This window comes from Streptomyces sp. NPDC031132, assembly GCF_055570595.1.
In genome coordinates this window covers 165504-187817 of sequence record NZ_JBVIGX010000010.1, presented here as the reverse complement: position 1 = coordinate 187817, position 22314 = coordinate 165504, and the positions used below count along the sequence as shown (strand labels likewise).

At 73.7% G+C, this 22314-nt stretch carries 20 protein-coding genes and 1 pseudogene; 14 read left to right on the top strand and 7 right to left on the bottom strand.

The features are described from left to right. Positions 1-202: 202 nt before the first annotated feature. Positions 203-403: pseudogene (locus ACZ49B_RS17870) on the bottom strand (phospho-sugar mutase); the annotation flags it as partial. 128 nt (positions 404-531) lie between these two features. Between ACZ49B_RS17870 and ACZ49B_RS17865 the strand changes: the two are divergent. From ACZ49B_RS17865 to ACZ49B_RS17835, 7 genes are all read left to right on the top strand, one after another. After that, positions 532-1389: a cupredoxin domain-containing protein gene (locus ACZ49B_RS17865; RefSeq protein WP_468306747.1), complete on the top strand. Its 858-nt coding sequence runs from the start codon at positions 532-534 to the stop codon at positions 1387-1389. A 175-nt stretch (positions 1390-1564) separates the two neighbouring features. Further along, on the top strand, positions 1565-2866 hold the full coding sequence (locus ACZ49B_RS17860; protein ID WP_468306575.1) for a hypothetical protein: 1302 nt from the start codon (positions 1565-1567) through the stop codon (positions 2864-2866). Between the two features lie 35 nt (positions 2867-2901). Continuing rightward, positions 2902-3522, top strand: coding sequence for a TetR/AcrR family transcriptional regulator (locus ACZ49B_RS17855; protein WP_468306745.1), 621 nt, complete (start codon positions 2902-2904; stop codon positions 3520-3522). 252 nt (positions 3523-3774) lie between these two features. Next, positions 3775-6036, top strand: coding sequence for a molybdopterin-dependent oxidoreductase (locus tag ACZ49B_RS17850; RefSeq protein ID WP_468306572.1), 2262 nt, complete (start codon positions 3775-3777; stop codon positions 6034-6036). A 73-nt stretch (positions 6037-6109) separates the two neighbouring features. Further along, positions 6110-7597 carry a CitMHS family transporter gene (locus tag ACZ49B_RS17845; RefSeq protein WP_468306569.1) on the top strand — a complete coding sequence of 496 codons (1488 nt, stop codon included), beginning with the start codon at positions 6110-6112 and terminating at the stop codon, positions 7595-7597. Positions 7598-7699: 102 nt separating this feature from the next. Next, a complete protein-coding gene (locus ACZ49B_RS17840) occupies positions 7700-9112 on the top strand; it encodes an aldehyde dehydrogenase family protein (RefSeq protein ID WP_468306566.1) in 1413 nt (470 codons plus the stop codon). A gap of 58 nt (positions 9113-9170) precedes the next feature. Then, positions 9171-10256, top strand: coding sequence for a Zn-dependent alcohol dehydrogenase (locus ACZ49B_RS17835; protein ID WP_468306563.1), 1086 nt, complete (start codon positions 9171-9173; stop codon positions 10254-10256). Positions 10257-10530: 274 nt separating this feature from the next. Here the strand turns inward: ACZ49B_RS17835 and ACZ49B_RS17830 are convergent, their stop codons facing one another. After that, the gene (locus ACZ49B_RS17830) at positions 10531-11175 is read right to left on the bottom strand and encodes a TetR/AcrR family transcriptional regulator (RefSeq protein WP_468306561.1); all 645 of its coding nucleotides are present in this window, start codon (positions 11173-11175) and stop codon (positions 10531-10533) included. Between the two features lie 86 nt (positions 11176-11261). On the opposite strand from ACZ49B_RS17830, the gene ACZ49B_RS17825 reads away from it, so the two are divergent. The 3 genes from ACZ49B_RS17825 (at position 11262) to ACZ49B_RS17815 (ending at position 13508) form a co-directional block, all read left to right on the top strand. Beyond that, positions 11262-12413: an acyl-CoA dehydrogenase family protein gene (locus ACZ49B_RS17825; RefSeq protein WP_468306559.1), complete on the top strand. Its 1152-nt coding sequence runs from the start codon at positions 11262-11264 to the stop codon at positions 12411-12413. 59 nt (positions 12414-12472) lie between these two features. Beyond that, entirely contained in the window at positions 12473-12763 is a 291-nt protein-coding gene (locus tag ACZ49B_RS17820; RefSeq protein ID WP_468306556.1) for a YiaA/YiaB family inner membrane protein, read from the top strand. A 91-nt stretch (positions 12764-12854) separates the two neighbouring features. Then, positions 12855-13508: a TetR/AcrR family transcriptional regulator gene (locus tag ACZ49B_RS17815; RefSeq protein ID WP_468306553.1), complete on the top strand. Its 654-nt coding sequence runs from the start codon at positions 12855-12857 to the stop codon at positions 13506-13508. On the opposite strand, the gene ACZ49B_RS17810 is transcribed toward ACZ49B_RS17815, so the two are convergent. Further along, a complete protein-coding gene (locus ACZ49B_RS17810) occupies positions 13499-13960 on the bottom strand; it encodes a MaoC family dehydratase (protein ID WP_468306551.1) in 462 nt (153 codons plus the stop codon). The two genes, ACZ49B_RS17815 and ACZ49B_RS17810, sit on opposite strands and share 10 nt — an antisense overlap. Positions 13961-14082: 122 nt before the next feature. On the opposite strand from ACZ49B_RS17810, the gene soxR reads away from it, so the two are divergent. Beyond that, positions 14083-14526: a redox-sensitive transcriptional activator SoxR gene (gene soxR / locus ACZ49B_RS17805; RefSeq protein ID WP_468306548.1), complete on the top strand. Its 444-nt coding sequence runs from the start codon at positions 14083-14085 to the stop codon at positions 14524-14526. Here the strand turns inward: soxR and ACZ49B_RS17800 are convergent. From ACZ49B_RS17800 to ACZ49B_RS17785, 4 genes are all read right to left on the bottom strand, one after another. Beyond that, positions 14507-15328 carry a 3-keto-5-aminohexanoate cleavage protein gene (locus ACZ49B_RS17800; protein WP_468306546.1) on the bottom strand — a complete coding sequence of 274 codons (822 nt, stop codon included), beginning with the start codon at positions 15326-15328 and terminating at the stop codon, positions 14507-14509. The two genes, soxR and ACZ49B_RS17800, sit on opposite strands and share 20 nt — an antisense overlap. Positions 15329-15383: 55 nt before the next feature. Further along, positions 15384-16004, bottom strand: coding sequence for a hypothetical protein (locus ACZ49B_RS17795; RefSeq protein WP_468306544.1), 621 nt, complete (start codon positions 16002-16004; stop codon positions 15384-15386). Between the two features lie 151 nt (positions 16005-16155). Continuing rightward, the gene (locus ACZ49B_RS17790) at positions 16156-17538 is read right to left on the bottom strand and encodes a serine-threonine protein kinase (RefSeq protein ID WP_468306542.1); all 1383 of its coding nucleotides are present in this window, start codon (positions 17536-17538) and stop codon (positions 16156-16158) included. 105 nt (positions 17539-17643) lie between these two features. Then, on the bottom strand, positions 17644-18912 hold the full coding sequence (locus tag ACZ49B_RS17785) for an exo-beta-N-acetylmuramidase NamZ family protein (RefSeq protein WP_468306539.1): 1269 nt from the start codon (positions 18910-18912) through the stop codon (positions 17644-17646). Between the two features lie 77 nt (positions 18913-18989). Between ACZ49B_RS17785 and ACZ49B_RS17780 the strand changes: the two genes are divergently transcribed. The 3 genes from ACZ49B_RS17780 (at position 18990) to ACZ49B_RS17770 (ending at position 22298) form a co-directional block, all read left to right on the top strand. After that, positions 18990-19763 (top strand): SDR family oxidoreductase, encoded by a 774-nt coding sequence (locus tag ACZ49B_RS17780; protein WP_468306537.1) that lies wholly within the window; start codon positions 18990-18992, stop codon positions 19761-19763. Continuing rightward, positions 19760-21604, top strand: a complete 1845-nt coding sequence (locus tag ACZ49B_RS17775; RefSeq protein ID WP_468306534.1) for an AMP-binding protein — start codon at positions 19760-19762, stop codon at positions 21602-21604. The genes ACZ49B_RS17780 and ACZ49B_RS17775 overlap by 4 nt, the downstream gene beginning before the upstream one ends. An 88-nt stretch (positions 21605-21692) precedes the next feature. Beyond that, a complete protein-coding gene (locus ACZ49B_RS17770; RefSeq protein ID WP_030294262.1) occupies positions 21693-22298 on the top strand; it encodes a TetR/AcrR family transcriptional regulator in 606 nt (201 codons plus the stop codon). Positions 22299-22314: the final 16 nt, after the last annotated feature.

Sequence of the window (22314 nt, the reverse complement as noted above, 5' to 3'; positions counted from 1 at the left end):
CCCAGGCCCAGGCCCCGGCCCAGGTGCCGGCCCCGGCCCCGGCCCAGGCGCCGGCCCAGGCCCAGGTTCCGGCTCCGTGGGTCGAGCCCGTTGCGGCCCCGGCCGCAGGACGCCCCGGCCGCGTCCCGCCGCGGCCGTCGAGGGCTTCCGCCCGGCCGGCTCGAGCCCCGCCCCGGCCCGCCCCATCGGACCGGACCGGTCCGATCCGGCCCAGGAGGGAGGACGACACGATCGACTCCGCGAAGACGCCCTGCGCGCCCTTGTGGACCAGGTGGGCCGCCAGCAGCGCACCGACCTCGTCGCCGCGGAGCATGCGCCACCCGGTCGCCGAAGCGACGTCCGGGACGGCCACCGCGCAGCGGTCCGCGTCCGGGTCATTCGCGATCACGATGTCCGGCTCGGCGGCCCCGCCCAAGCGGGCCACCGGCTGCCCGGGCCGACGGGTCGGGGTCCCAGGACCGGGATCACCGAGGGAGGAGTGCAGTGAGCGACGACCGGACCGGAGATCCCCTCAGGTGCGACGGCTGCGGGGTGCCGCCCGCCTGGGCGCGGACCCGGCGGGGTGCCCGAACCGCAGCCCTGCTGACGCTGGTGCTCCTGCTCGTCGGCGGCGCGGCGACGGGCTGCGGCGGGCGGGCCACCACCCACCACAAGCCCGGTACCAGCCACGAGCAGGCCACCGGCAGCGTCGGCACCCTGCTCGACACCCAGGACCCCACCGGCCACCGGCTCCGCGAGGTCCCGGCCGAGGGCGCGCCGGAGGTGCAGCTCGCCGCCCGCCCCGACTCCGAGGACGGCTGGAACCTCCAGCTGACGGTGAAGAACTTCCGCTTCACCCCCGACAGCACCGGCGGCGCCGCCCTCCCGGGCGCCGGCCACGCGCACCTGGAGCTCGACGGCCGCAAACTGGCCCGGCTGTACGGCCCCTGGTTCCACCTGCCCGCCGCGCAGGTCCCCGACGGCGCGCACACCCTGACCGTCCGTCTCTACGCGGACGACCACACCGCCTGGGCCGTCGCCGGCAAGCCGATCGACGGCACCGCCCAGCTCACGGCCGCCGCCCCGGGCCAGGCCGGCCACAGCCATACGCCGCCGCCGTCGGCGCCGCCGTCGCCGGAAGCGCAGGCCGACCGCACCGTCACCCTCACCGTCCGGGACGGCAAGGTCACCCCCGCCCCCGGCCGCACCGAGCTGCGGCGCGGCGAACGCATCGCCCTGCGCGTCACCAGCGACCGCGCGGACACCCTGCACGTCCACGGCTACGACAAGGAACTCGCCCTGCCGGCAGGCCAGGAGGCCACCCTGGTCCTGACGGCCGACCGTACGGGCCTCTTCGAGGTCGAGACCCACGAGTCCCGCCTCGTCCTGGCCCAGCTCCTCGTCCGGTGACCCGGCCCGCGCCGACCCGGCCCGCCCCGACCCCGCCGGCACCCACCCCGAGCGGGACCCACCCGGCCCCGTTCCCCTTCCGCGGCGGGGAACAAGGCCGCGCGGGCGGCCCGCGGTGACCCCGGTCGGGCCGGGTCCCCTACCCGCCGCGGGCGGCGGTGGCGGGGGCCAGGGCGTGGTCCTTCACCCGGCCGATCCGCTCACCGTGCTCGCGCACGGGATCGGGTCCCGGCACGATCTTCCGATCTCTCCCTTCTACGCATTCGCCGGTGCCTTCGCCGCGCTGTTCGTCTCCTTCCTCGCGCTCGGTCTGCTCTGGTCCTCCTCCCGTTTCCGCGGCGACCGCTCAGGCCTCGCCCTGCCCGCCGCCGTCGAGCGGATCGCCGACGCGCCGGCCACCCGTACCGCCCTGCGCGGCCTCGGCCTCGCCGCCGCGCTCGCCGTCCTCCTCTCCCTCCTCCTCGGTCCCGACGACCCCGCGCACAACCCCGCCCCCGGCGCCGTCTACGTCCTCCTCTGGGTCGGACTCGTCCCCGCCTCCCTCCTCCTCGGCCCCGTCTGGCGCCTGCTCAACCCGCTCCGTACCCTGTACCGCCTGCTGCCCCGCGCGCGGCGTCAGGCACATGCATCCGCGCCCCTCCCCGCCCGGCTCGGCCAATGGCCCGCCGCCGCCGGGCTGTTCGGCTTCACCTGGCTCGAACTCGCCGCTCCGGATCCCGCATCCACCACCACCCTCCTGACCGCCCTCTCCGTCTACACCGCCGCCCACCTCGCCCTCGCCGCCCGCTTCGGAGAGCGCTGGTTCGCCCACGCGGACGCCTTCGAGGTGTACTCCGCCCTCCTGGCCCGGCTCTCTCCCCTCGGCCGCCGCAGCGACGGCCGCCTGGTACTCCGTAACCCCTTCCACGGACTCGACGCGACACCCGAGCGGCCCGGACTCGTCGCCACCGTCTGCGTCCTGCTCGGCTCCACCGCCTACGACGGCTGCTCCGACAACCCGTCCTGGATCAACACCCTCCAGACCTCCCCCCTCGGCCGCACCCCCACGGCCACACTCGGACTGCTCGCCGCCATCGCCCTCGTCGCCACCCTGTACTGCCTCTGCGCGGCGGCCACCCGCCTCGTCTGCGGCCCGCACCCGGGCCCGCTGACCGCCTTCGCGCACTCACTCGTACCGATCGCACTCGGCTATCTCGTCGCCCACTACTTCTCCCTCCTGGTAACCGAAGGACCACGCACAGTAAGCATGGCACTCGGCGCTGACAACGCCCCAGAACCCTTGCCACCACTGGGTCCCGGCGCTCTCGCCGCCCTCCAGGTCGTCGCCGTCGTCACCGGCCACGTGCTCGGCGTGATCGCGGCCCACGACCGCTCCGTACGCCTCTTCCCGCCCGCCAGGGCCGTCGCGGGCCAGCTGCCGCTGCTCGCCCTCATGATCACTTACACGATCGGAGGGATCGGGCTCCTGCTGAACTGAGACTGCCGGTGTATCGAGAAGCCAGGAGCGGCATGATGGACCCCGTGCCCCCCGCCCACCCCCTGCGCCGTACGCCGATCCAGCAGCGCAGCGCCGACCGGCTCGCCCGGATCCTCGACGCCTGCGCCGAACTCCTGGACGAGACCGGGTACGAGAACCTCAGCACCCGGGCCGTCGCCCTGCGCGCCGGCGTGCCCATCGGCTCCGTCTACCGCTTCTTCGGCAACAAGCGCGCCATGGCCATCGCCCTCGCGCACCGGAACCTGGACCGGTACACCGAAGGCATCGCGGACCGACTCGCCGAACTTCCGGCCGGTGACTGGCGGCCCGTCGTGGACGCCGTGCTGGACGAGTACCTCGCCATGAAGCGCACCGTCCCCGGTTTCGCACTCGTCGATTTCGGCGTGCCCGCCCCTCCCGCGGAAGGCCCGGCCGCCGACCCCAACCGGCTGGTCGCCGTCCGCCTCACCGAACTCCTCGGCGCCCATCTCGGCCTGACCCCGGACGCCACCCTGGAACGGGCGGTCCTGGTCGCCGTCGAGGCCACGGACGCGCTGACGAAGCTGGCCTTCCGGGCGGACCCGGCGGGCGACCCCGGCATCGTGGCCGAGACCCGGACGATGATGCACGCGTACCTCGCCCACGCACTGGACTGACCCGCGCCCGCGTCCGTCCGGCGTCCGCCGTTCCGGCGCCCGCGTCCGTCCGGCGTCCGCCGTTCCGGCGCCCGCGTCCGTCCGGCGTCCGCCGTTCCGGCGCCCGCGTCCGTCCGGCGTCCGCCGTTCCGGCGCCCGCGTGGAACTCCGTCCCGCCCGCCCGGGGCGCACCCCTCCCCACCGTGCGTACCGGTCGGTATGCTCGGCGGTGCCCGTGTGTCCGTGCCGCAGTCCGCCGTCTCTGGAGGGCCCATGCCCCGCACCGCCCTGCGCATCTGCCCCCTCTGCGAAGCCACCTGCGGCCTCACCCTCACCATCGAGGGCACCGCCGTCACAAGCGCCCGCGGGGACCGCGAAGACGTCTTCAGCCGCGGCTTCATCTGCCCCAAGGGCGCGGCCTTCGGCGCGCTCGACGCCGACCCCGACCGTCTGCGCGCCCCCCTCGTCCGCCGCGACGGGCGGCTCCATGAGGCCACGTGGGAGGAGGCGTACGAGGCCATCGCCGCCGCGGTCCCGGCCCTCGTGCAGGAGTACGGAGCCCAGTCCGTCGGCGTGGTCCTCGGCAACCCGAACGTGCACACCATGGCGGGCGCCCTCTACCCGCCGCTCCTGCTCAAGGCCCTCGGCACCCGCAACCTCTTCACCGCCAGCACCCTCGACCAGATGCCCAAGCACGTCTCCAGCGGGCTCCTCTTCGGCGACCCCTTCGCCATCCCGGTCCCCGACCTCGACCGCACCGACTTCCTGCTGCTCCTCGGTGCCAACCCCGTCGAGTCCAACGGCTCCCTGTGCACCGCCCCCGACTTCCCCGGCCGGCTCAAGGCGCTGCGCGCCCGGGGCGGCACCCTGGTCGTCGTCGACCCGCGCCGCACCCGCACGGCCAAGCTCGCCGACCGGCACCTCGCGCCGCGCCCCGGCAGCGACGCCCTGCTGCTGGCCGCCCTCGCGCACACCCTCCTCGCGGAGAAACTCGCCGCCCCCGGCGCGCTGGAGGAACAGACCGACGGACTCGGGGAACTCGCCGAGGCGCTCGGTAGTTTCACTCCTGAGGCCGTGGCCCCCGCCTGCGACCTCACGGCCGCCGAGATCCGCGACCTCGCCCGCGAGCTCGCGGCCGCGCCCACCGCCGCCGTCTACGGGCGGATCGGCAGCTGCACCGTCGAGTACGGCACACTCGCCAGCTGGCTCGTCGACGTACTGAACATCCTCACCGGCAACCTCGACCGGCCCGGGGGAGTCCTCTTCCCGCTCCCGGCCGCCGGCCAGCGGCCGCGCCCCGCCGGGCCCGGCAAGGGCTTCACCCTCGGCCGCTGGCGCAGCCGGGTCAGCGGTCACCCCGAGGCCAAGGCCGAACTGCCCATCGCCGCCCTGGCCGAGGAGATCGAGACGCCGGGGGAGGGGCGGATCCGTGCCCTGGTCGCGATCGCCGCCAACCCGGTGCTGTCCGCCCCCGACGGACGGCGCCTCGACGCGGCCCTGGCCGGGCTCGACTTCATGGTGAGCATCGATCCCTACCTCAACGAGACCTCCCGCCACGCCCACGTCGTGCTGCCTCCGCCGCCGCCCTCGCAGAGCGCGCACCACGACTTCGCCTTCAACGGGTTCGCCATCCACAACCAGGCGCGCTACACCCGCCCTGCCGTCCCGCTCGAAGCAGGCCGGCTCGACGAGTGCGAGATCCATGCCCGCCTCGTCCTGGCCGTCTCCGGCATGCACGGCTCCGCCGAACCGAGCGCCGTCGACGACATGGTCATCCACGGCGCCCTCGCCAAGGAGACCGCCGACCCGCGCTCCCCGCTGCACGGGCAGGACCCGGCGCGCCTGGCCGGCCTGCTCACCGGGGAGAGCGGTCCCGAGCGGCGGCTCGACCTGATGCTCCGACTCGGGCCGTACGGCGACCAGTTCGGCGCCGGCTCCGCCCCGGACGCGGGAGCAGGCGCAGGCGCGGGCTCAGGGCTCAGCCTGGAGCGGCTGCTCGCGCACCCGCACGGCATCGACCTGGGCCCGCTGCGGCCCCGGCTCCCGGGCGTGCTGAGGACGCGCAGCGGCAGGATCGAGCTGCTCCCGGACCCGATCGCGGCCGAGCTCCCCAGGCTGCGCGCGGCGCTCGCCGACCGCCCCGCCGCCCTGGTGCTCGTGGGCCGCCGCCACCTGCGGTCCAACAACAGCTGGTTGCACAACGTCCCGGCCCTCACCGGAGGTTCCAACCGCTGCACCCTCCAGGTACATCCGGAGGACGCCGGCCGGCTCGGCCTCACGGCGGGCGGCCTGGCCCGGATCACCGCCGAGGGCGGCAGCCTGGAGGTTCCCGTCGAGGTCACCGACGCCGTCCGCACCGGCGTGGTGAGCCTGCCGCACGGCTGGGGCCACGACCGCGACGGGGCCCGGCTCTCGGTCGCCTCCGCCGCGCCCGGCGCCAACGTCAACCAGCTCCTCGACGGCTCCCGGCTCGACCCGCTGTCCGGCACGGCGGTGCTCAACGGTTTTCCCGTCGAACTGACACCCCTGCCCTGAGCTGGGGTTTTGCTCGTATTGCTCACGCGTCGACGTCTTGTTGGCGTAAGGAGGAGGCACCTACGTTCCCTGCATGCTGACCTTCCTCGGCTTCGCCATGATCGCCACCTTCCTGGTCCTGATCATGATGAAGAAAATGTCGCCCATCGCGGCGCTCGTCCTCATCCCCGCGCTGTTCTGCGTGTTCGCAGGAAAGGGCGCCCACCTCGGCGACTACGTCATCGACGGAGTCGGCAAACTCGCGCCGACCGCCGCGATGCTGATGTTCGCCATCGTCTACTTCGGCGTGATGATCGACGTCGGCCTGTTCGACCCGATCGTGCGCGGCATCCTGCGCTTCTGCAAGGCGGACCCGGTACGGATCGTGGTCGGCACGGCGGTCCTCGCCGCGATCGTCTCGCTCGACGGTGACGGCTCGACCACCTTCATGATCACCGTCTCGGCCATGTACCCGCTCTACAAGCGGCTCGGCCTCAGCCTGGTCGTCATGACGGGCGTCGCCGCCACCGCCAACGGCGTCATGAACACCCTGCCCTGGGGCGGCCCCACGGCCCGCGCCGCCACCGCCCTCAAGCTCGACGCCTCCGACGTCTTCGTCCCGATGATCCCGGCCCTCGCGGTCGGCCTGCTGTGCGTGTTCGTCCTCGCCTACGTCCTCGGGCTCAAGGAGCGCCGCCGGGTCGGCATGCTCGTCCTCCCCGGCGACGCGGAGCCCGCCGAGGAGCGGCTGCTCGTCGCGGCCACCGCGTCCGCCGAGGCCGGGACCGCGGCCCCGGCTAAGCCGTCCGCCACCTCCGCCGCCTCCGCCGCCGCCTCCGTCACCGCCACCTCCGGTGGTGCGGGCGCCGGGTCCGGTGCCGACTCCGGCCCGGAGCCCGACTCCGCCGCGCCTTCCGGCTCCGCCGCTCCGGAGGACGGCTTCCAGGGCCTCGATCCCCGCCGAGCGACCCTCCGCCCGCGCCTCTACTGGTTCAACGCCGGCCTCACCGTCGCCCTCCTCACCGCGATGATCATGGAGCTGCTGCCCATCCCGGTGCTCTTCCTCCTCGGCGCCGCCCTCGCCCTCACCGTCAACTTCCCGCACATGCCCGACCAGAAGGCCCGCATCGCCGCCCACGCCGACAACGTCCTCAACGTCGCCGGAATGGTCTTCGCCGCCGCCGTCTTCACCGGCGTCCTCAGCGGCACCGGCATGGTCAAGCACATGGCCGACTGGCTCGTCGGCGCCATCCCCGAGGGCATGGGCCCGCACATGGCCCTGGTCACCGGCCTGCTCAGCCTGCCGCTCACCTACTTCATGTCCAACGACGGCTTCTACTTCGGCGTCCTGCCGGTCCTGGCCGAGGCCGGCGCCGCGCACGGCGTCTCTCCGCTCGAGATCGCCCGCGCCTCCCTGGTCGGCCAGGCCCTGCACATGTCCAGCCCGCTGGTTCCCGCCGTCTACGTCCTCGTCGGCATGGCCAAGGTCGAGTTCGGCGACCACACCCGGTTCACCGTGAAGTGGGCGGTCCTCACCTCCCTCGTCGTCCTCGGGGCAGGGATGCTTTTCGGCATCATCTGACCCCGGACACCCCTGGCGCGCCGAAAACTACCGACGCTAGTTTGTAGGGTGGTCGAACGAGATCCGGTCTCTACGCGCTCGTGCGTGCTCGGGAGGAAAGCCATGAAGGCCCACGACGGGATGTACATCGACGGCGCATGGCGGCCCGCCGCCGGACGCGACCGGATCGAGGTGGTCAACCCGGCCGATGAGCAGGTCATCGGCGGGGTGCCGGCCGGCAACGCCGACGACGTGGACGCGGCCGTACGCGCGGCACGTGCCGCGTTCCCCGGCTGGGCGGCCACGGCTCCGGCCGAGCGGGCCGCCCTGATCGCGGCGCTGCGCGACGTGCTGATCGCCCGCAAGAGCGAGTTCGCCGAGATCATCACCGCCGAACTCGGCTCCCCGCGGGGCTTCTCGGAGATGGTCCACGTGGGCGCGCCGATCGCCGTGTCCTCCTCGTTCGCCGAGCTGGGGGCCTCGTACGCCTTCGAGGAGCGGATCGGCAACTCCACCGTTCTGCTGGAGCCGGTCGGTGTCGTCGGCGCCATCACGCCCTGGAACTACCCGCTGCACCAGATCGTTGCCAAGGTGGCGCCCGCTCTCGCCGCCGGCTGCACCCTCGTCCTCAAGCCGGCCGAGGACACCCCGCTGACCGCACAGCTCTTCGCCGAAGCCGTGCACGAGGCGGGCATCCCGGCGGGAGTGTTCAACCTGGTGACCGGGACCGGCCCGGTCGCCGGCCAGGCGCTGGCCGCGCACGAAGGGGTCGACCTCGTCTCCTTCACCGGCTCCACCGCGGTCGGCAAGCAGATCGGCGCCACGGCCGGCGCCGCCGTCAAGCGCGTCGCCCTCGAGCTCGGCGGGAAATCGGCCAATGTCATCCTGCCCGGGGCCGACCTCGCCAAGGCCGTCGCGACGGGCGTGGGCCACGTCATGAACAACTCCGGCCAGAGCTGCAACGCGCTCACGCGGATGCTCGTCCACCGCGACCAGTACGAGGAGGCCGTCGCGCTCGCGGCCGCCGCCGTCGCCTCGTACCCCTCCGGCGACCCCTGCGACCCGGGCACCCGCCTCGGCCCGGTCGTCAATGCCAAGCAGCGCGACCGCGTGCGCGGATACATCGCCAAGGGGGTCGAGGAGGGCGCGCGCCTCGTCGCCGGCGGCCCCGACGCGCCGCACGAGCAGGGGTACTTCATCGCCCCGACCGTGTTCGCCGACGTGACGCCCGAGATGACGATCGCGCAGGAGGAGATCTTCGGCCCGGTGCTGTCGATCCTCCCGTACGAGGACCAGGACGAGGCCCTGCGCATCGCCAACGGCACCGTGTACGGGCTGGGCGGCGCGGTGTGGGCGGCGGACGAGGAGACCGCCGTCGCCTTCGCCCGGCGCATGGACACGGGCCAGGTGGACATCAACGGCGGCCGCTTCAACCCGCTCGCGCCCTTCGGCGGCTACAAGCAGTCCGGCGTCGGCCGCGAGCTCGGCCCGCACGGTCTGGCCGAGTACCTCCAGACCAAGTCCTTGCAGTTCTGAGCAGCCCCGCAGTTCTGATCAGCCCTGCAGTCCTGAGCCCCGAGAGACGGAATCGACCATGGTCCGCGCCGCCATCCTGCCCGCCGTCGGAGCCCCGCTGGAGATACGGGAGGTGGTCCTGCCCGATCCCGGCCCCGGTCAGGTCCGGGTGCGGCTCGCCGCAGCCGGTGTCTGCCACTCCGATCTCTCCCTCACCGACGGCACCATGAGGGTGCCCGTCCCCGCCGTCCTCGGCCACGAGGGCTCGGGCACGGTCCTCGCCGTCGGCGCGGGCGTCACGCACGTCGCCCCCGGCGACGGCGTGGTGCTCAACTGGTCCCCGTCCTGCGGGGAGTGCCACCACTGCTCGATCGGCGAGGTCTGGCTCTGCGCCAACGCCCTCACCGGGGTCGGGGCGGTCTACGCCCACGACGCCGAGGGCACGCCGCTGCACCCCGGGCTGAACGTGGCCGCGTTCGCCGAGGAGACGGTCGTCGCGGCCAACTGCGTGCTGCCCGCGCCCGCCGGGATCCCGCTCGCCGAGGCCGCCCTGCTCGGCTGCGCGGTGCTCACCGGCTACGGCGCCGTCCACAACAGCGCCCGGGTCCGCCCCGGCGAGTCCGTCGCCGTCTTCGGCGTCGGCGGCGTAGGCCTCGCCGCCCTCCAGGCCGCGCGGATCGCCGAAGCGGGCCCGATCGTCGCCGTCGACGTGTCCCCGGCCAAGGAGGAGCTGGCCCGCGCGGCCGGGGCCACCGACTTCGTGCTCGCCTCCGACACCACCGCCAAGCAGATCCGGGCCCTCACCGGCGGCCAGGGCGCGGACGTCGCCGTCGAGTGCGTCGGCCGGGCGGCCTCCATCCGCGGAGCCTGGGACTCCACCCGCCGCGGCGGCCGCACCACGGTCGTCGGCATCGGCGGCAAGGAGCAGCAGGTCTCCTTCCACGCCCTGGAGATCTTCCACTTCGCCCGCACCCTCACCGGCTGTGTCTACGGGAACAGCGACCCCGCCCGCGACCTCCCGGTGATCGCGGACCACGTCCGAGCGGGTCGCCTGGACCTCGGGTCCCTGGTCACCGACCGCATCACCCTCGACGGCATCCCGGCCGCCTTCGACGCGATGCTCGCCGGCAAGGGCGGCCGCTCGCTGGTCGTCTTCCAGCCGTAGGACACAGCGGAGCCCAGGACACAGCGGAGCCCAGGACACCGCGGAGCTGCGCCGTGGAGCGCTCACCCGCCCTCCTTCGGGAGGGCGGGGTTTCGCGGCCGCCGGAGCCGTTCCCCCTTCTGGCAGCCCGGGGCGTACTCCCGCAGCTCGTCCTCGTCCATGGTCCTGCCCCTTGTCCGGTGGCCGGTCCTCGGTGGATCCGGCGATGGGGCAACAGTCGCGCCGGGCGCTCACCGCACGCTCACCGGCTCACCGGCTCACCAACTACGGCCGTTCAGGCCTTGGGCAGCGCCTCGTACTGGAGGGCCAGCCCGTCCAGCAAAGCGGCCAGGCCCGTCTCGAACGCGCCCTCGTCCACCTCGCGCTGGCGCTCGGCCAGCAGATGGGCCTGGCCCAGGTGGGGGTAGTCCGACGGGTCGTACGCCGCCTCGTCGTCCACGAAACCCCGGGCGAAGGAGCCCACCGCCGAGCCCAGGATGAAGTACCGCATCAGCGCGCCGATCCGGGTCGCCTGCGCCGGAGGCCACCCTGCGGCCGTCATCGCGCCGAACACCGCGTCCGCCAGCCGCAGTCCGGCCGGGCGCCGGCCCGGGCCGCGCGCCAGCACCGGCACGATGTTCGGATGGTCGGACAGTGCGTCCCGATACGAGTGCGCCCAGTCGTGCAGGGAGGCCCGCCAGTCCCGGCCCGCCCCCGGCTCGAACATCGACAAGTCGACCCGCGCGCTCACCGCGTCCGCGACCGCGTCCAGGATCTCGTCCTTGGTGCGGAAGTGGTTGTAGAGGGAGGGCCCGCTGACCCCCAGCGCGGCCGCCAGCCGGCGCGTCGACACCGCCTCCAGCCCCTCCGCGTCCACCAGCGCACCCGCCGCCTCCACGATGCGGTCTCGACTGAGGAGGGGCTTGCGCGGTCTGGCCATGCGCCACATAGTAGGGCCTGCCCGCCATAAACTACCGGTGCTAGTTAACGCGCACCGGTCCCCGCCGCCACACCCGGAGGTGCCCGGTGAACCTGGAGCTGAGCGAGGAGCAGGAGGCCGTTCGCCGGCTCGCCCGCGCGTTCACCGAGCGCGAGATCGTCCCGTACGCCGCCGAGTGGGACCGCGCCGAGAGCGTGGACCGGGCCATCGTGAAGAAGCTCGGCGACCTCGGCTTCCTCGGTCTGACCGTCCCCGAGGAATACGGCGGGTCTGGTGGCGACCACCTCGCCTACGTCCTCGTCACCGAGGAGCTCGGCCGCGGTGACTCGGCCGTGCGCGGCATCGTCTCCGTCTCCCTCGGCCTGGTCGCCAAGACGATCGCCGCCTGGGGGAGCGAGGAGCAGAAGCGCGCCTGGCTGCCCCGCCTCTGCTCCGGCGACGCGCTCGGCTGCTTCGGCCTGACCGAGCCCGGCACCGGCTCCGACGCCGGCAGCCTCACCACCCGCGCCGTGCGCGAGGGGGACGCGTACGTCATCAGCGGCAGCAAGATGTTCATCACCAACGGCACCTGGGCCGACGTGGTCCTCCTCTTCGCCCGCACCGGCGAAGAGCCCGGCCACCGCGGGGTCTCCGCGTTCCTCGTCCCCACCGACACCCCCGGCCTGACCCGCCGCGAGATACACGGCAAGCTCGGCCTGCGCGGCCAGGCCACCGCCGAACTCGCCCTCGACGGCGTCCGCGTCCCCGCCTCCGCGATGCTCGGCCCCGAGGGCAAGGGCTTCTCCGTGGCGATGTCTGCGCTCGCCAAGGGCCGGATGTCGGTCGCCGCCGGGTGCGTCGGCATCGCGCAGGCGGCGCTGGACGCGGCCGTCGCGTACGCCGCCCAGCGCGAGCAGTTCGGCAAGCCGATCGCCCACCACCAGCTGGTCCAGGAGCTCATCGCCGACATCTCGGTCGACGTGGACGCGGCCCGGCTGCTGACCTGGCGGGTCGCCGATCTCGTCGACCGCGGGCAGCCCTTCGCCACCGAGTCCTCCACCGCCAAGCTGTTCGCCTCCGAGGCCGCCGTACGCGCCGCGAGCAACGCCCTCCAGGTGCACGGCGGTTACGGCTACATCGACGAGTACCCGGCGGGCAAGCTGCTGCGGGACGCCCGCGTGATGACCCTGTACGAGGGCACCAGTCAGATCCAGAAGCTGCTCATAGGCCGCGCCCGCACCGGGGTCTCCGCCTTCTGAGTACGCATCTGAGTACGTGTGCGGAGGCGGCCCCTATCACGCCGTCCGATGCTGGGTCCATGAACGAGACACCGGTCAAGCAGCGCAACTCGACGGCGTACTACGGCCAGGCCGTCGCGTCCTTCGGCATCGCGATCTGCGCCGTGGCCCTGGGGATCTACCACCTCCAGGTGGACGGCTGGGTCCGCGCCTTCCTCGGCATCGCCGTCCTCTACCTCACCACCTCGGCCTTCACCCTCGCCAAGGTGATCCGCGACCGCCAGGAGCTCACCCAGATCGTCAGCCGGGTCGACCAGGCCCGGATGGAGAAGATCATGGCCGACTACGACCCCTTCCAGCCGAAGGCCTGAGCGCGGGCCGCTCTGTCGCCGAAGTCCGCTAAGCGCTTGCTCACCCTCCGGTAGGGTGTTCCTTCCACAGGACGAAGAGGGTGAGCGAGCGATGGACAGCGCGGAGGAGACGACCGGCGGCTACCGGCCGTGGTCGGAGGTCACCCCCGACGCCGCGCGGCGGCTGCTCGTCGCCGCCGTCGAAGCGTTCGCGGAGCGCGGGTACCACGCCACCACCACGCGTGACATCGCAGGGCGGGCCGGGATGAGTCCGGCCGCGCTGTACATCCACTACAAGACCAAGGAAGAGCTGCTCCACCGGATCAGCCGCATCGGCCACGACAAGGCGCTCGAGATCCTGGAGACCGCCGCTTCCGGCGCGGGCTCGGCGGCCGAAAGGCTCGACGCCGCCGTACGGTCCTTCGTGCTGTGGCACGCCGCGCACCACACCACCGCGCGGGTGGTCCAGTACGAGCTCGATGCTCTCGCTCCGGAGCACCGCTCCGAGATCGTGGCGCTGCGCCGGCAGAGCGATGCCGCCGTACGTCGCATCCTCGCCGACGGGGTCGCCGCGGGGGAGTTCGACGTCCCGGACGTCCCCGGCACCACCCTCGCCGTCCTGTCCCTGTGCATCGACGTGGCCCGCTGGTTCAGCGCGGCCGGCCGCCGTACGCCCGACGAGGTCGGCGCGCTCTACGCCGACCTCGTCCTGCGCATGGTGGGCGCGGCCCCTGACGGTCCCGCCCCGGCAACGCCTCAGAAGTAGTAGCGGGACACCGACTCCGCCACGCACACCGGCTTGTCGCCGTCCTCGCGCTCGACCGTGACCGTCGCCGCGACCTGGACGCCGCCGCCCGCCTCCGTGACCTCCGTGATCACGGCGGTGGCGCGCAGCCGCGAGCCGACCGGCACCGGCGCCGGGAAACGCACCTTGTTCGTGCCGTAGTTGATGCCCATCTTCATGCCCTCGACCCGCATCACCTGCGGCACCAGGCTCGGCAGCAGCGACAGGGTGAGGTAGCCGTGGGCGATGGTGGAGCCGAAGGGACCGCCCGCGGCCCGCTCCGGGTCCACGTGGATCCACTGGTGGTCACCGGTGGCATCGGCGAACAGGTCGATCCGCTTCTGGTCCACTTCCAGCCACCCGCTCGGGCCGAGCGGTTCCCCGATCCCTGCGTGCAGCTCCTCGGCGGACGTGAAGATCCTCGGCTCGGCCATGCCTCTCCCTCTCCCTGGCGAATAAGCGCTTGCTCAGCGCTGCTCAGCATGCTGGGGCCGCATGTATCTGTCAACGACACGTCTGTCAACGAATGTCGGCCCGGCCGACTACCCTCGGCGTCGTGCCGCAGATTCCCGAGAAAGTCCACGAGCTCACCGTCGGCCAGCTGTCCGCCCGCAGCGGCGCCGCCGTCTCCGCGCTGCACTTCTACGAGACCAAGGGCCTGATCAGCAGCCGTCGCACCGCCGGCAACCAGCGCCGCTACAGCCGCGACGCACTGCGCCGGGTGGCCTTCGTACGAGCCGCCCAGCGCGTCGGCATCCCGCTCGCCGCCATCCGCGACGCACTGGCCCAGCTGCCCGAGGAGCGCACCCCCAACCGTGAGGACTGGGCCCGGCTCTCGGAGGCCTGGAGCGCCGAGCTCGACCAGCGGATCACCCGGCTGTTGCGCCTGCGCGACCACTTGACCGACTGCATCGGCTGCGGCTGTCTTTCACTGAAGAACTGCGCCCTGTCCAACGCGGACGACAAGTTCGGCGACCAGCTCACCGGCTCCAGGCTGTAGCGGCGGTCTCCCCACCGAGCGCATCGAGGGCCGCCGCCACCAGCTCGGCATTCGAACGCGCCGGCCGCCCGTCCGGCAGGTGCAGTACGTCGCCCACGCCGATCCGCGCGCCCGCACCGCACCGCGCGGCCAGCCGCAGCACCGGCCAGGCGGCGGCCTCCCGCCCGAACAGCAGCAGCGGCACGGGCGGCAGCCACCGAAGCCCCGCCACCAGTGCCGGATCGGCCGCCGCCAGCTCCACCGCCAGCCGGATCCGCGCAGGGTCACGTACCGGCCAGGCCAGGAACCGCGCGAGCGCCCCCGACTCGACCACCCCCGACTCCGACTCGACCGCCCCCGGCCCGGCGCCCTCCCCGCCCAGCGGAACCACCGCGTCCACCGCCACGCCCCGCGCCAGCAGGGCCTCGGCCAGCTCCTCGGCCCCCGGCTCCGCGAAATGCACCACCACCCGGTCCGGCAGCACCGTCCACGACCGGACCCGTTCCAGCCGCCCCGCCGGATCAGGCTCGGCCGCGATGCCCGCCGACACCGAAAGCGGTACGGAGACCCCCGCGCCCCGCACCGCCTCCAGCAGAGGCCCGACGACCCGGGGCGAGAGGCTCTCCCGGCCGCACGGGGTCCGCGGATGGACCAGCACCTCCCCGGCCCCGGCGGCGACCGCTCCCAGGGCCGAATCCACCACGTCCGGCGGGGACAGGGGCACGGCGCCGCCGTCGGCGGCAGTGCGCCCGCCGTTCAGCGAAACCGACGCCGACGCCGACGCCGACGCCGACCCCGACCCCGACCCCGGCGCCGAGGCCAACCCCGACCCCGGCGCCGAGGCCAACCCCGACCCCGTCACCCGAAGCCCCGCAGGGTCATGCCGCCCCCGCCGAAGCCGGATCCGTGGCCGAGTCCGCCAGCGCCGGCCTCGGCACGACGATCCCGCAGCCGACGCACACCGGCCCGTCCCAGGCCCACGCCCCCTCCCAGTTGCCGTGCCCCGCGCGGGGCCCCCGTCTCTGCCCCGGCACGTGCGCGGGCCAGCGCAGCTCCTGTTCCCCGCAGACCGGGCACCCCGTCCCCGGCTCCGACTCCAGCGCCGCGACCAGCCGCCGCAGCACCTCGCCCAGCGTCCCGTCCGGCCGCACCCCCGGATCGGCGCACCGCACCACCGCGTCCCCGCTGCCGCCCCACGCCCACTCCGGGCGGCGCAGCCCGTGGTACTTCTCCCGCCGGCGCCGCTCCGCGAACTGGCGCTCGTACTCCAGCCAGACCGCCCGCGCCTCCTCGAGCTCCTCCAACGCCGCGACCAGTCGCTGCGGATCGGCCGCCCGGTCCTCGGGAGCGATCCCGTGCCGGTCGCACAGATGCCACCACGTCGCCCGGTGCCCGTACGGAGCGAACCGCTCCAGGCAGCGGCGCAGCGAATGGCGCCGCAGGGCACGGTCATTGCGTGCGTCCCGCACCTGGTACGCCAGACTTCGGAATCCCGCCATCACACCTTCACCTCCGTCGCGCCCACGCCCGCACCGGGGGGCGTCGTACTACGTCGAACGACGACGCACCGTGAGATGTGCCCAACATGCCCGGTCAGGTGCGGGCGCATGCGGGGGCGGTCGAGGCGTGCGGGTGGCACATGGCCGGAACTCAGCGCCCCATGCGCCCCGCAGCAACCACGAGCCGGGCCAGCTCCTCGTGGCAGATGTCGCTGTGCGCCCCCGAGGGCGGACCGCCGCGCCGCACCACGGACCCGGTGTCCACACTGACGCAACCGGCCTCCGGGACCCCCGCGCGCAGGGCCGCGTCGAGGCTGATCCGCGGAGCACCCGGCACTGCCTGCACCCCGTCGTGCCCGATCGCGCCCCACCGCTCGTCGAAGCCGAGCAGACCGGCCGAATCCCCTGCCATCCGGGAGGCCAGCGGATAGAAGACCTTGAGGGCCGAATCGTACGCGGAGTGGCAGGCGAGCACCGGGCCGTCGACCCTGCGCTGCATCCCGCGCAGCGCCCCGCCGCTGCGGTTGTCGTGGGGGAGCCGGTCGGCGAAGGCGTAGTGGGAGAAGGCCCCTTGGAACAGGGTCGCGGATTTCACGTACCGGGCCCCGTCCGGCACCGCCCGCAGCGAGAAGGACACCACCCGGGCCCCGAAGCTGTGGCCGATCAGATGGATCCGCAGGGCCGGGCGGTGGCCCGCCAGTTCGGCCAGCACCGGGCCGAGGCCGCGCTCGCCGACGACCCCGGCCCGCTTCTTCATCTGGTAGTACGTGGCCTGTCGCAGCAGCTCCTTGGCGCCGCTCCACAGCGAGCGCAGCCCGCCGCCGAGGGAGAAGCCGGGTTCGGTGGCGCCCCCGGGCAGGGCGCCCGCCTCGATGAGCCCTTCGGTGAAGGCCCGGCACACCTCCAGTACGTCGTACGTGAAGATGGCGGGCACGTCCCGCACGGCCGGGACGGCGACGGCCGTCACGCCTGCGACACCCGCGGTACCCGCGACAGCCACGGCACCCGCGTCGAAAGCCTCCGCCGGATCGGCTGCGTCCACCGCATCCACACCCGCCAGCTCCCGTATCAGCGCGCCGAACTCGGTGAACGCGGCCGCCGACTCCGGCCGGTCCTCCAGCAGTTCGGCGACCCGGTCCAGCTCCGCCGTCCGCCCCGGCCAGAACTCCCCGAGCGCCCGCAGCGTGGCGGGGTCCAGCGCCGTACCGTGGCTCGGCTCGGCGAGCGCGGCGTGGGGGTCGAAGTCCGGTATCGGCTCGTCCGAGAACCGGATCGAGGGCCATACGACACCCACGTACCCCAGCCGCACCCCCGGCCCCACCAGCCCCGGGAAGGGGGCGTAGAAGCGGTCGAAGAGCCGGGTCGACGTCGACCGGTCGCTGTTCCAGCCGTGCGCGAAGACCAGCAGATCGGTGGCCTCCAGCGCCGCCACCGCGTCCTGCGTGCTCCGGTCCACGTCCCCGTCGGAGTCGAAGGTCAGCTCCGCGTACGGACCGACCCCGATCCCGCCGCTCGACGCCCTTGCATCCGACATGAGGTCCCCCTCCGCGCCGTCTCACCGGTGCCGTCCAGCATCCTGCTGCTGCCCTTACCCGGCCAGACCCCTGTCGCCCACGGATTGACGCGGATTGACGCGGATTCACGGATACAGCAGGTACCGCCCCCGCACCGCCGCGAACCGCTCCAGCCCCGCCGCCCAGTCGGCCGCGATCTCCTCGACCCCGGCCCCCGCGTCCACCATCTTCCGAACCCGGTCCGAGCCGGTCAGCTGGTCGATCCAGTGGTCGGTGCGCCACGCGAAACCGCTCCACGTCCGCTTCGCGGTCACCAGCAGCCCGATCCCGGCCCGTACCGGATCGAAGGCCGCCCGGTCGTGCACGATCAGCCGGACCCCGCCGCACACCTTCCCGGCGTGCTTGGAGAAGGTCGGAGTGAAGTAGGCCTCCCGGAACCACACCCCGGGCAGCCCCAGCGCCTGCGCCGCCTCCGCCCACCGCCGGTCCACGCCCTCCGCGCCGACCACCTCGAACGGCGTGGTCGTCCCGCGCCCCTCCGACAGGTTGGTGCCCTCGAACAGGCAGGTGCCGGCGTACGCGAGGGCCGTGTCCGGCGTCGGCACGTTCGGGCTCGGCGGCACCCAGGGCAGCCCGGTCGCCCCGAAGAAGGAGTCCCGCCGCCAGCCGGTCATCCGCACCGTGCTCAGCCTGACCGGCTGCGCGGCCAGGAACTCCCCGTTGAACAGCAGGGCCAGCTCGGCCACCGTCATCCCGTGGGCGAGCGCGATCGGCTCCCGGCCGACGCCGCTCGCGTACGCGCGCTCCAGCACGGGGCCGGCGGCCCGCCGGCCGCCCACCGGGTTCGGCCGGTCCAGTACGACCACCGCCTTGCCGGCCAGTGCGGCCGCGCGCATGCAGTCGTACAGCGTCCAGATGTAGGTGTAGAAGCGCGCCCCGACGTCCTGGATGTCGAAGACGACCGTGTCGATCCCGGCCGCCGTGAACACGTCCGCGAGCTTCTGCCCGCTCTTGCCGTACGTGTCGTACACCGGCAGCCCGGTGGCCGGATCACGCCCGGCCGCCTCCGAGTCGCCCGCCTGCGCCGTCCCGCGGAACCCGTGTTCCGGACCGAACACCGCCACCAGGTCCACCCGGGCGTCCGCGTGCAGTACGTCGACCAGGTGGCGGGCGTCGGCGGTGATCCCGGTGGGGTTGGTGACCACGCCGACCCGCTGCCCGGCGAGCACCGCGTAGCCGTCCGCGGCGAGCTGCTCGAAGCCCGTGCGCACCCGGTCGGTGGCTCCCGCCGCCGGGTCCGGTGGCCGTACGGGCGCCGCGCCCGCCGCCCCGAGAGTCCCCAAGGCCCCCGTCGTCCCCGCCAGCCCCAGCAGCCCCCGTCGTGACAGCGTCATCCGGCCACGCTAGGGGTCGACCCCCTTCCACCCCGACATACCGACCGGTTAGTCTGCCGGGCATCCGGCCATGAAAGGTGATCCCCGTGAGCGCGTACCAGGACCAGCGAGTCGTCGTCACCGGCGCGGGCGGCGGCATCGGCGCCGCCCTCGCCCACCGCTTCGCCGCCGAGGGGGCCACGGTCGTGGTCAACGACCTCGACGCCGCCAGGGCCGCCGCCGTGGCGGGCGAGATCGGCGCCCGGGCGATCGCGGTCCCGGGCGATGCCTCGGCCGTCGTGGCGCAGGCCCGCGAGGCCCTCGGCGGACGGGTGGACGTCTACTGCGCGAACGCCGGACTCGCCTCGGGCGGCGACGCGTTCGCCGACGAGGCCGTGTGGGAGGCGGCCTGGGACACCAACGTCATGGCGCACGTCCGCGCCGCCCGGGCGCTGCTGCCCGACTGGCTGGAGCGCGGGAGCGGGCGCTTCGTGTCCACCGTCTCGGCCGCAGGGCTGCTGACCATGATCGGGGCGGCGCCGTACAGTGTCACCAAGCACGGTGCGCTCGCCTTCGCGGAGTGGCTCTCGCTGACCTACCGCCACCGCGGGGTGCAGGTCCATGCCATCTGCCCGCAGGGGGTCCGCACCGACATGCTGACGGCCGCGGGCTCGGCGGGCGAACTCGTCCTCGCGCCGACCGCGATCGAGCCGGAAGCGGTTGCGGACGCACTGTTCGACGGCATGGAGAAGGGCCGGTTCTTGATCCTCCCGCACCCCGAGGTCGCGGACTACTACGCCGCGCGCGCCACCGAACCCGACCGCTGGCTCGGCAGCATGAACTACCTCCAGCAGAAGTGGGAGACCAGGTGACCCGGCCCTCCGGCTATGCCGCCAAGCCCTGGCTCGGGCTGCTCAGCCCGGCCCAGCGCGCCCCCGTCTCCCCGTCGCCCAGCGTGCTGCACGCCTTCCGCGACGCCGTCGCCCGGGCCCCGGAGCGCACCGCGCTGGCCTACTTCGACGGCCGCATCGGCTACGCGGAGACCGACGCGCTCTCCGACTCCGTCGCCGGCCACCTCGCGGTGCGCGGCATCCGCCGCGGGGACCGCGTCGCCGTCATGCTGCAGAACACCCCGCACTTCGTGCTCGCCGTCCTGGCCGCCTGGAAGGCCGGGGCGGTGGTCGTCCCGCTCAACCCCATGTACAAATCAGGCGAGATCGGGCACATCCTGCGCGACTCGGGGGCTTCCGCGCTGATCTGTGACGGCCGCGCGTGGACGGCGTACGTGGCCGAGGCCGTCCGCGGCACGGCCGTACGGGTGGCCCTGACCGCCTCGGACCGGGACTTCCAGACCCGCAACGACCCGCGCGTCTTCGCCCCGGCGCAGCCGGCCTCCGCCACCGCGCCGGCCTCCGCCACCGCGCCGGCCCCGACCGCGCCGGGCGCTGCCCCGGCGTCGGCAGGCGTCGTCGGATGGGTCCCGCAGCCACGGCGGCCACAGGCCGGACCCTCCGAGGCCGCGCCCCTGCAGCCCGGACCCGGCCCCGAAACCGCCGGCCCCGGCGTCCCGGCCCCGGCCGGCGCAGTGGTCCCGGCCGACCTCACCGCCGTGGCCCGCCAGGGCCACCCCGCCCCGCCCGACCCCGGCCTCACCGCCGCCGACACCGCGCTCATCAGCTACACCTCCGGCACCAGCGGCACCCCCAAGGGCGCCATGAACCCGCACGGCGCGCTCACCCACAACGCCGTCCGGCAGGTCACCGGGCACCCGCTCCCCGAGGGCGCCGCGTACTTCGCCCTCGCGCCCCTGTTCCACATCACCGGCATGGTCTGCGAGCTCGGCGCGTGCTTCGCCAACGCCGGCACCCTCGTCCTCGCCCACCGCTTCGACGCCGGCGTCGTCCTCGACGCCTTCCTCGAGCACCGCCCCGCCTACACCGTCGGCCCGGCCACCGCCTTCATGGCCCTCGCCGCCCACCCCGAGGCCACCCCGGACCACTTCGCCTCGTTCCGGGTGATCTCCTCCGGCGGCGCCCCGCTCCCGCCCGCCCTCGTCGAACGCCTCCGCGCGTCCTTCGGCTTCTACCTGCGCAACGGCTACGGCCTCACCGAGTGCACCGCCCCCTGCGCCTCCGTGCCCGTGCACCTCGAAGCCCCGGTGGACCCCGCCTCCGGCACCCTTTCCGTGGGCCTGCCCGGCGCCGACACGCTCGTACGGATCCTGGACGAGCACGGCGGCGAGGTGCCCTTCGGCGAGACCGGCGAGATAGCCGTCCGCGGCCCCCAGGTCGTCCCCGGCTACTGGGGGCTGCCGGCGGACACCGCCAAGGCCTTCCCGGACGGGGAACTGCGCACCGGCGACGTCGGGTTCATGGACGCGGACGGCTGGCTCTACGTCGTCGACCGCAAGAAGGACATGATCAACGCCTCAGGGTTCAAGGTCTGGCCCCGCGAGGTCGAGGACGTGCTCTACACCCACCCCGCCGTGCGCGAGGCGGCCGTGGTCGGCGTCCCGGACCCGTACCGCGGCGAGAGCGTGAAGGCCTACGTGAGCCTGCGCCCCGGCACATCGGCTCAGCCGGAGGAGCTGTCCGCGTACTGCGCCGCCCGCATCGCCGCCTACAAATACCCGCGGCAAGTCGAGATCCTGCCTGTCCTGCCGAAGACGACGAGTGGCAAGATCCTGCGACGGGAACTGCGCGACCGCGGCTGAAAACAGTCGTACGGTCGTACAGCCGGTCGTACGGCTGGTCCGTACGGCCCGTCGTACGGACCAGAGATCAGGGAAGGGAAGGTCAGCGATGGCTGCCAGGACCACGGAGCCCGAAGGCACGCACGAAGCCCCGGTGCCGCAGCGGCTGCTGGCCGTCGCCACCCGGCTGTTCGCCGAGCGCGGTTACGACCGCACCTCCGTACAGGAGATCGTCGAGGCGGCCGGGGTCACCAAGGGTGCGCTCTACCACTACTTCGGATCCAAGGACGATCTGCTGCACGAGGTGTACGCGCGGATGCTGCGCCTCCAGCAGCAGCGCCTGGACGCGGTGGCCGATTCCGATGCCCCGGTCGAGGAGCGGCTGCGCGCCGCGGCCGCCGACGTGGTGGTCACCACCATCGAGAACCTCGACGACGCGGCGATCTTCTTCCGGTCGATGCACCAGCTCAGCCCGGAGAAGTTCAAGCAGGTGCGGGCGGAGCGCCGGCGCTACCACGAGCGCTTCCGGGCGCTGGTCGAGGAAGGCCAGCGCACCGGAGTGTTCTCCACCGCAACGCCCGCGGACCTGGTGGTGGACTACCACTTCGGCTCCGTCCACCACCTGTCCACCTGGTACCGCACGGACGGCCCGCTCACGCCGCAGCAGGTCGCCGATCACCTCGCCGACCTGCTGCTGCGCGCGCTGCGACCGTAGGAGGACGGTCAGTGCG

Bases quoted from the DNA above. Each gene is read 5' to 3' on its own strand.
- ACZ49B_RS17855 (WP_468306745.1), top strand. From the start codon at position 2,902: ATGGACCCCGTGCCCCCCGCCCACCCCCTGCGCCGTACGCCGATCCAG.
- ACZ49B_RS17850 (WP_468306572.1), top strand. From the start codon at position 3,775: ATGCCCCGCACCGCCCTGCGCATCTGCCCCCTCTGCGAAGCCACCTGC.
- ACZ49B_RS17845 (WP_468306569.1), top strand. From the start codon at position 6,110: ATGCTGACCTTCCTCGGCTTCGCCATGATCGCCACCTTCCTGGTCCTG.
- ACZ49B_RS17840 (WP_468306566.1), top strand. From the start codon at position 7,700: ATGAAGGCCCACGACGGGATGTACATCGACGGCGCATGGCGGCCCGCC.
- ACZ49B_RS17835 (WP_468306563.1), top strand. From the start codon at position 9,171: ATGGTCCGCGCCGCCATCCTGCCCGCCGTCGGAGCCCCGCTGGAGATA.
- ACZ49B_RS17830 (WP_468306561.1), bottom strand. From the start codon at position 11,175: ATGGCCAGACCGCGCAAGCCCCTCCTCAGTCGAGACCGCATCGTGGAG.
- ACZ49B_RS17820 (WP_468306556.1), top strand. From the start codon at position 12,473: ATGAACGAGACACCGGTCAAGCAGCGCAACTCGACGGCGTACTACGGC.
- ACZ49B_RS17815 (WP_468306553.1), top strand. From the start codon at position 12,855: ATGGACAGCGCGGAGGAGACGACCGGCGGCTACCGGCCGTGGTCGGAG.
- ACZ49B_RS17810 (WP_468306551.1), bottom strand. From the start codon at position 13,960: ATGGCCGAGCCGAGGATCTTCACGTCCGCCGAGGAGCTGCACGCAGGG.
- ACZ49B_RS17795 (WP_468306544.1), bottom strand. From the start codon at position 16,004: ATGGCGGGATTCCGAAGTCTGGCGTACCAGGTGCGGGACGCACGCAAT.
- ACZ49B_RS17790 (WP_468306542.1), bottom strand. From the start codon at position 17,538: ATGTCGGATGCAAGGGCGTCGAGCGGCGGGATCGGGGTCGGTCCGTAC.
- ACZ49B_RS17785 (WP_468306539.1), bottom strand. From the start codon at position 18,912: ATGACGCTGTCACGACGGGGGCTGCTGGGGCTGGCGGGGACGACGGGG.
- ACZ49B_RS17770 (WP_030294262.1), top strand. From the start codon at position 21,693: ATGGCTGCCAGGACCACGGAGCCCGAAGGCACGCACGAAGCCCCGGTG.